The sequence below is a fragment of the Arthrobacter sp. SO3 genome (assembly GCF_020532825.1).
Taxonomy (GTDB): Bacteria; Actinomycetota; Actinomycetes; order Actinomycetales; family Micrococcaceae; genus Arthrobacter.
Window position 1 is genome coordinate 1 of record NZ_MQTS01000083.1, and the last position, 7,358, is coordinate 7,358.

Consider the following 7,358-nt stretch of genomic DNA (forward strand, 5'->3'; position numbering starts at 1 on the left):
CTGTATCGGGGGAGGCGGCGCCTCCCCGCTGCCGGGGGCGGCTGCGTCCGGGCAGTCGCCGAGCACCCGTGCCATCGCATCGTGCTCGGCCGCGGTGACCCAGAGCCCGTAGCTGGACTTGACCGAGATCTGGCGGGCCACGTAGTCGCAGCGGTATGACTTGTTCGCAGGGAGCCAGGTGGCGGCGTCGCCGTCGCTCTTTTGCTGGTTGGCGGGGCCATCCACCGCAAGCAGGTTCAGCGGATCGTTGGCGAAGGAGAGCCGCTGGGCCTCGGTGAGTTGCTGGGCGCCCTTCTGCCAGGCGTCGCTGAGGGCCACCACATGGTCGATCTGCACCGCGTCACTGGTGCTGTTGCCGCGGAGGAAGTTGATCAGGGTTGCGGTGTAGGGGTCGTTCAGGATGCCGGAAAGGACAACGCAGTCCCCGGTGCCGGGCTTGAGGGCGAGGTCGGTCAGGTCCCGGCGGAGCATGTCGTTGCGGGTGTCGCAGCCGTTGCGGTCGACGTCGGCCCAGGCCTGGCCGAACTGATCGCGCGAGTAGCCCGTCTTGGGCGCCCGGCCCTTGACCGGGATCGTCGCCAGGACGTCCAGGGCCTTGGCAGCGAAGGCCGGCTGCTGGTTCGGGGTGCTTTCGGCGCTCGGTTCCGGGGAGGCGACCGCCGGGCTGCCGGCTGTGCTCACGACGGCTGTCGGGGCGGCGGCCGGGGCCGTCCCCGTGCCGGCGCAGGCCGTGGCGGAGATCAGCAGCAGCCCTGCCAGCCCGGCCGCGATCCAGTCGACGGCCCCGGACCTGGCGGTGCCGCGGGTTCTGACGCTGTGCAATTTGTCCTTACTTCATGCTGTTGCCCCGGGGTTACCCGCGGGGCGGCTTAAGACCGGTCCCAGCCTACCGGCGCACACAGCAACGCGGGGTCACATCGCGCCCATGCCGGACCCCCGGATGGGCGCGATGTGACCCCGCGTTGCTTTTTTGGGGGCGGGGGTCAGCGGATCCCGGGGCGGGAGGCCGAGAAGATCGCCGGCGCCGGGCCGTCGCCGGTGGCCAGGTCGGCGAGGATCCGCCCGACGACGGGGGTGAACTTGAACCCGTGGCCGGAGAAGCCCGCACCGATCACGAGCGGCCCAATGCGGTCAAGGATGAAGTTCTCGTCCGCGGTGGTGGTGTAGGTGCAGCTGATGTCGGCGAGGGAGTCGGCATCCACGCCGGGCAGCCACCGCCGCGCGTAGCTTTGCAGCGCCGCCAGTTGCACTGGTTCCGGCGTGAAGGATCTCCGGTCCGGGTCCACGACCGGCCCCACGCCGTGCCAGCCGGCCTTGATGCCCTCGCCCGGCGTCGGCATGCCATAGACCGGTGAGTACCAGTCCGCGAATTCCGCGCTCTGGCCGGGGACATGGTTGAACCCGGGCCAGACCGCGCCCTTGTCGGCAACGGCGAAGTGCGCCGGCTGTTCCTGGGTGACGGTGAGCCGGGGGAGGGGCACCAGGCCGCCGAGCAGTTTCGAGGTCCAGGCACCGGCGGTGACCACGGCCTGCCGCGCGGTCAGCACCTCGGTGCGGCCGCCGGCGTCGACCGTGAGCCGGACGCCGTCGTCCGCCACCACGAGCTCCAGCACCTTGACCCGGTGCCGGATCTCGGCGCCGCGGCCCGCGGCCAGGCGCTGCAGCGCCGGCAGGGCGGCATCGGGATTCAGCTGCCCGCCGTCGGGCATGTGCAGCACCTGCTGGTCGAACCGGATGCCGCGCCACCGTTCGGCCGCTTCCGCTGCACCCAGGAATTCGGCCCGCAGCCCGGCCCCTTGCAGGGCCCTCCGCACCTGCCCCAGCAGCGGGTCGGTCCCGTGGTTCACGACGCCGGTGCGCGCCAGCAGGCGCTCTCCGGCATCGGCCTCGAGCTCGTCCCAGAGCCGGACGGCCTCGGCCAGCATGGCGACGTAGGCGGGATCGGCGTAGCCGGGGTTGAGGTTCCGGGTGGCGCCGTGGGAAGCGCCGTTGCGGTGCCCGGGGCTGAACTGTTCCAGCAGGGTCACGGCCCGGCCGCGGCTGGCCAGGGCCCAGGCCGCCGCCGAGCCCATGGCCCCGCCTCCGATGATGACGGTGTCCAGGCTGGTTCTCATGGGTCCTCCGGATGGTGTGGTGCGGGAGCGGTGCGGGGGATGCTCAGGCGAGCAGCAGGGCCACGCCGATCATGGCCGGCACGGCGACGACCGTGGTGATCAGGATGGTGTCCTTGGCGACGGTGAGGCCGGTCTGGTAGCGGTTGGCGATCACGAAAACGTTCTGCGCGGTGGGCAGGGCGGAGGTCACCACCACGGCGAAAAGTGCCTGGTCCGCCAGCTGCAGGGCGAAGCGGGCGAGGAGGTAGGCCAGCAGCGGATGGACAATGAGCTTGAAGCCGCTGGCCAGCAGGGTCTCGATCCGGCGCCCCGCCGAGGCGTGCAGCGGGCGGGAGCCGTTCAGGCTCATCCCGAAGGCGAGCAGCATGGCCGGAATCGCGGCCCCGCCGATCAGGTGGATGGGCTCCATCACCAGCGGCGGCACCTGCCAGCCGGTGGCGGCCACCGTCAGGCCCAGCCCGGAGCCCACGATCATGGGATTCCGCAGGATCATCAGCAGGAAGCTCAGCGGCGTGGTCCGGTGTTTGCTGGTGGTGGCATCCAGGACCATCAGGAACATGGGGGTGAAGAAAGCCAGCTGGAAGATCAGCAGCGGCGCCACATAACTTGCGTCGCCCAGGACGTACACGGCGATGGGGATGCCGAGGTTGGCGGAGTTGGCCAGCGAAGCGCTCATGGAGGACATGAGGGATTCGGGCACGGAGCGTTTGAGCAGGAAGCGGACGATGCCGAAGAAGAGTGCCGCCGTCGCGATGGCGCCGACCGCCGTCACCAGCAGCGGGGCGGCGAAAATATCGTGGACCTTGGCCTTGCTGAGGGTGTCGAACAGCAGGGCCGGGCTGGCGACGAAGAATGTCAGCGCGCTGAGTACGGAGCGGGCGTTCTCGCCCAGGATTCCGCGCCGGCCGACGAACATGCCCACCAGGATGATGCACCAGACCACGAAGAAACCGGCGAGGACGCCTAGCACGCGGCACTCCGCAACGTCGAAGGCGGGGAATGGGCGGCAGTCACCCTTCCAGAGTAATCAGCTTTAATTACGCCCGACGCCTGTTACGGCAGAAGTACGCCCGCGCGCTGACGCCGTCAGTTAAGCGTGGCGTTATTCAGCGCGTACGGCGGGCGCATGATCCCGGGGGTGTGGCCCTCCGCGGGGTCGTTGCCGATCTGGACAATCTTGTTGTCCTTGTCCACATGGACCACTTTGGGGCTGTAGGCCTTGGCTTCATCAGTGGTCATCTGGGCGTAGGTGATCAGGATGATGATGTCGTTCTCGTGCATGAGGTGCGCGGCGGCGCCGTTGATCCCGATTACCCCGGAACCGCGCTCGCCGGCGATTGTGTACGTCTCCAGCCGGGCACCGTTGGTGACGTCGACAATGGAGACCAGTTCGCCGGGCAGGATGTCGGCCGCTTCCAGCAGATCCAGGTCCACGGTGACCGAACCGACATAGTGGAGGTCCGCGTGCGTGACCGTGGCGCGGTGGATTTTGGACTTGAATATTGTGCGATTCATAACGGATCCAGTCTAGCGCCGGGCCGCCGGAAGCGCTGTGAGCAAGCCAACACCCCCCCGCAGGCCGGCACCGCCCGCCAGTGCCGCCCGCCGGCTTACGGGCCGGCGGGCGGGATGGACGCCGCTGTCTCCGCCAGGATCTCCCGGGTGGCCAGGATGGCCGGGCGCTTGACGCTGGAGCGCCGCACCGAGGTGAAGATGCTCCGGTGCGGATCACCCGGCAGGGTAATCAGCTGCGACGTTGTGCCTCTCCCGGTCCAGACGAGGTCCGGCATCAGGGCCACGGCGTTCCCGGATTCGATCAGCCGGATCTGCGCCTGCAGGTCGGCCGTCTCGAAGCGGACGTCGGGCTCGAATCCGGCGCTGCGGCAGGCCTGTTCGGCCCAGTGCCGTGACGCCGCGCCGCGGGGCTCCATCACCCAGGCCAGCCCGGCGGTGTCCGTGAGGGACGTAATCGCCGGGCGCTCGGAGGAGCGGGGAGGAACCGCGAGGCGAATGGCATCGCTCGTGAGCCGGAGCCGGTCGAGTTCGGCATAGCGGGGGGCCGCATGGCCGGGGTACTGCTCGGCAATCACCAGGTCAAAGTCCCGGGCCCAGGTCTCATGAAGTGCCGTTTCGGGTTCCCGCTGGATCATTTCGATCCGGACTTCGGGATAGCGTGAGGACATTCGGGTGAGGGCATCCGGCATCAAGGCCAGCGCCGCGGACTGGAAGACCGCAACGCGGACCGTGCCCGTCACGGTGGTCAGTGAGGCGGCCAGATCCGCCTCGGCCTGTTCCAGCGTTTCCAGCAGGTGGGCCGTGTGGGCCACGAGGACCTCTGCCTGCGGGGTCAGCTGGACCCGGCGTCCGGTCTTGCGAAGCAGTTCGACGCCGGCTTCCTTCTCCAGGAGCGCCAGCTGCTGCGAGACCGACGACGGGCTGTACTGGAGCGCCTCCGCGACCTCGGCCAGGGTGCCCCGGATCTTCAATTCGCGCAGCAGGCGCAACCGCCGGACATCCAGCATCGCTATTCCTTTGTGAATTCTAATGTTTATTGATTAGGAGAATTCACTTTATCTAATGCAATCCGGCTTGCATACTGTTGTCGTCGAGTAACCCCCATCACAGGGCGGATTGATGGGCACCACCCCTGAGCGGAAGACCCCGAAAATGAGTACAAAAGACATAGCCAGGTCGATCATGAGGCGCAAGCCCATCGACGACATCGAGGAAGAAAACCTGCACAGCGGCCTGTTAAAGAGCCTCGGGCTCTGGCAGCTGACCGCCATCGGCGTTGGCGGCATCATCGGCGTCGGCATCTTTTCCCTGGCGGGCCTCGTGGCCCACGGCAGCGAGTCCGAGCCCGGCGTCGGCCCGGCGGTGCTGTTTTCCTTTCTGATTGCGGGACTCGCCTCCGCGGCCGCCGCGTTGTCCTACGCGGAGTTCGCGGGCATGATCCCGCGGGCCGGTTCGGCCTACACGTACGGCTACGTGGCGCTCGGCGAGATCATCGGCTGGTTCATTGGCTGGGACCTGTTGCTGGAATACATCGCGATTGTGGCCGTGGTGGCGATCGGTATATCCGGCTACTTCGACGCGTTCCTCTCCGGCATCGGCGTCCATATGCCGGCCTGGATGACCGCGACGCCGGATGAAGGCACCGGCGGGATCATCAATGTTCCCGCGATTGCCGTCTGCCTCCTGGTGACCTGGATCCTGTCCCGCGGCACCAAGACCTTCGGCCGGTTCGAACTCGTAGCCGTCGGGGTCAAGGTAGTCCTGATCCTGTTCATCATCGGTCTCGGCATCTTCTACATCGATACGGGAAACTACAACCCGTTCATGCCCAGCGGGTTTGGCCCGGTTGTGGCCGGCGCTGCCACGGTGTTCTTCGCCGTGTTCGGGTACGACGCGATGAGCACCGCCGCGGAAGAGGCGACCGACGGCAAGAAGCACATGCCGAAGGCCATCATCATGTCCCTTATCGTCGCGATGCTCCTGTACGTCGCCGCGACCCTGGTGCTCACCGGCATGCAGAACTACCAGGAGATCGACCCCAAAGCCGGCTTCGCCTCCGCGTTCAACAGCGTGGGCCTGCCGGTCATCGCCACGATCATCTCGGTCTTTGCCGTGCTGTCCATCCTGACCGTGATGCTCACCTTCCTGCTCGGCGTCACCCGCGTCTGGTTCTCGATGAGCCGCGACGGGTTGCTCCCCGGCTGGTTCGCCAAGACGGACCGCCACGGCACCCCGCAGCGCGTCACCTGGATCGCCGGAGTCGCCTCCGCGCTGCTGGCCGGTGTGTTCCCGATCAAGGCCGTCGCCGACCTGACCAACATCGGCATCCTGGCCGCTTTCGTCGTCGTCTGCTTCTCGGTCATCGTGTTCCGCTACAAGAGGCCCGATGCCCCGCGCACCTTCCGGCTGCCGCTCATGCCCCTCGTTCCGGCGTTTGGCGTGCTGGCCTCCGGCTTCCTCATGCTCCAGCTGCACTGGGAGACCTGGCTGCGCTTCGGCGTCTGGCTCGTCATCGGCCTGGTCATCTACTTCACCTACGGCCGCAAGAACTCGCTGATGAACCCGGACAGCCCTCGGCACGAGGAAGCCGTGGAGATGCACCGCCACGTCGGCTAGTTCCCTGCCCGGTTGCGCTATCACTTTTGGCTCCCATACCCCGGTTTTGGGAGCCAAAAGTGATAGCGCATTCGTGCGTTCCGGGGCGGTTCCGGCGGCCCCGGCACCGTTCGATTTTTCTAACCAGTATTGCTCGGAAAACATCGCTTTATCTTATGAAAATCCGGTCGCATACTGAGTTTAGAACGGTCCCCATTTCGAGAAAGAACGAGTGCCAGCCATGACCAACATTTCAACGGAGTCCGGTGTGAACGCCCGCAAAGACGCCGGACACGCCGCCGTCGCGGAAGGCTCTCCGGTCCTCGAAGCCGCCGCGCTCGCCGAGGAGGCCATCGGGCTGGTGCGCCGCTGGCTCAGCGACGCGGCGAGGGTCCCGATTGATGCCTCGGCCGAGCAGCTCGCCGGTGTCCTGAAGGACCCCAACGGACTGGACTTCACGGTCGGATTCGTCGACGGCGTTGTCCGGCCCGAGGACCTCGAGGTTGCCGCCCGCAATCTCGCAGCCCTGGCCCCCAAGGTCCCCGCGTTCCTGCCCTGGTACATGCGCGGTGCCGTCCGCCTCGGCGGCTCCATGGCTCCTGCCCTGCCCCAGGTGGTCATCCCGATCGCCCGCCGGGTGCTCCGCGAAATGGTCGGCCACCTCATCGTCGATGCCACCGACGCCAAGCTGGGCCCCGCCATCGCGAAGATCCGCAAGGACGGCATCAAACTCAACGTCAACCTCCTGGGCGAGGCCGTACTCGGCGAACACGAGGCCTCACGCCGCCTCGAGGGCACGCACAAGCTGCTGTCCCGCCCCGACGTCGACTACGTCTCCATCAAGGTCTCCTCCACCGTGGCCCCGCACTCGGCCTGGGCCTTCGATGAGGCCGTGGAGCACGTCGTCGAGAAGCTCACGCCGCTCTTCACCCGCGCCGCCTCGTTTGCCGCCGGCGGACAGAAAGCCAAGTTCATCAACCTGGACATGGAGGAGTACAAGGACCTGGACATGACCATTGCGGTCTTCACCCGAATTTTGGACAAGCCGGAGTTCAGGGACCTCGAGGCGGGCATCGTGCTCCAGGCCTACCTCCCGGACGCGCTCGCCGCCATGATCCGCCTGCAGGACTGGGC

At 67.2% G+C, this 7,358-nt stretch carries 7 protein-coding genes; 2 read left to right on the plus strand and 5 right to left on the minus strand.

Annotation, left to right across the window (positions count from 1 at the left end):
- The 5 genes from BJQ90_RS08615 to BJQ90_RS08635 all read right to left on the minus strand — a co-directional run.
- Positions 1-822, minus strand: an 822-nt coding sequence (locus tag BJQ90_RS08615) for an HNH endonuclease family protein (protein WP_226759880.1), incomplete at its 3' end; no start/stop codon positions are given.
- A 161-nt stretch (positions 823-983) separates the two neighbouring features.
- Positions 984-2,114 carry an FAD-dependent oxidoreductase gene (locus BJQ90_RS08620; RefSeq protein WP_226759881.1) on the minus strand — a complete coding sequence of 377 codons (1,131 nt, stop codon included), beginning with the start codon at positions 2,112-2,114 and terminating at the stop codon, positions 984-986.
- A gap of 43 nt (positions 2,115-2,157) precedes the next feature.
- Entirely contained in the window at positions 2,158-3,084 is a 927-nt protein-coding gene (locus BJQ90_RS08625; protein WP_226759882.1) for an AEC family transporter, read from the minus strand.
- A gap of 116 nt (positions 3,085-3,200) precedes the next feature.
- The gene (gene panD, locus BJQ90_RS08630; RefSeq protein WP_197410622.1) at positions 3,201-3,629 is read right to left on the minus strand and encodes an aspartate 1-decarboxylase; all 429 of its coding nucleotides are present in this window, start codon (positions 3,627-3,629) and stop codon (positions 3,201-3,203) included.
- 95 nt (positions 3,630-3,724) lie between these two features.
- On the minus strand, positions 3,725-4,636 hold the full coding sequence (locus tag BJQ90_RS08635; protein WP_226759883.1) for a LysR family transcriptional regulator: 912 nt from the start codon (positions 4,634-4,636) through the stop codon (positions 3,725-3,727).
- Positions 4,637-4,781: 145 nt separating this feature from the next.
- Here BJQ90_RS08635 and BJQ90_RS08640 point away from each other — a divergent pair, with 145 nt between their 5' ends.
- On the plus strand, positions 4,782-6,245 hold the full coding sequence (locus BJQ90_RS08640) for an amino acid permease (protein WP_226759884.1): 1,464 nt from the start codon (positions 4,782-4,784) through the stop codon (positions 6,243-6,245).
- Between the two features lie 220 nt (positions 6,246-6,465).
- Positions 6,466-7,358: proline dehydrogenase family protein (locus BJQ90_RS08645; protein ID WP_226759916.1), on the plus strand; the 893-nt coding region annotated here is incomplete at its 3' end.

What these genes read in the sequence shown, in the direction of transcription:
- BJQ90_RS08620 (WP_226759881.1), bottom strand. Translation starts at nt 2,114, where the DNA reads ATGAGAACCAGCCTGGACACCGTCATCATCGGAGGCGGGGCCATGGGC.
- panD (WP_197410622.1), bottom strand. Translation starts at nt 3,629, where the DNA reads ATGAATCGCACAATATTCAAGTCCAAAATCCACCGCGCCACGGTCACG.
- BJQ90_RS08635 (WP_226759883.1), bottom strand. Translation starts at nt 4,636, where the DNA reads ATGCTGGATGTCCGGCGGTTGCGCCTGCTGCGCGAATTGAAGATCCGG.
- BJQ90_RS08640 (WP_226759884.1), top strand. Translation starts at nt 4,782, where the DNA reads ATGAGTACAAAAGACATAGCCAGGTCGATCATGAGGCGCAAGCCCATC.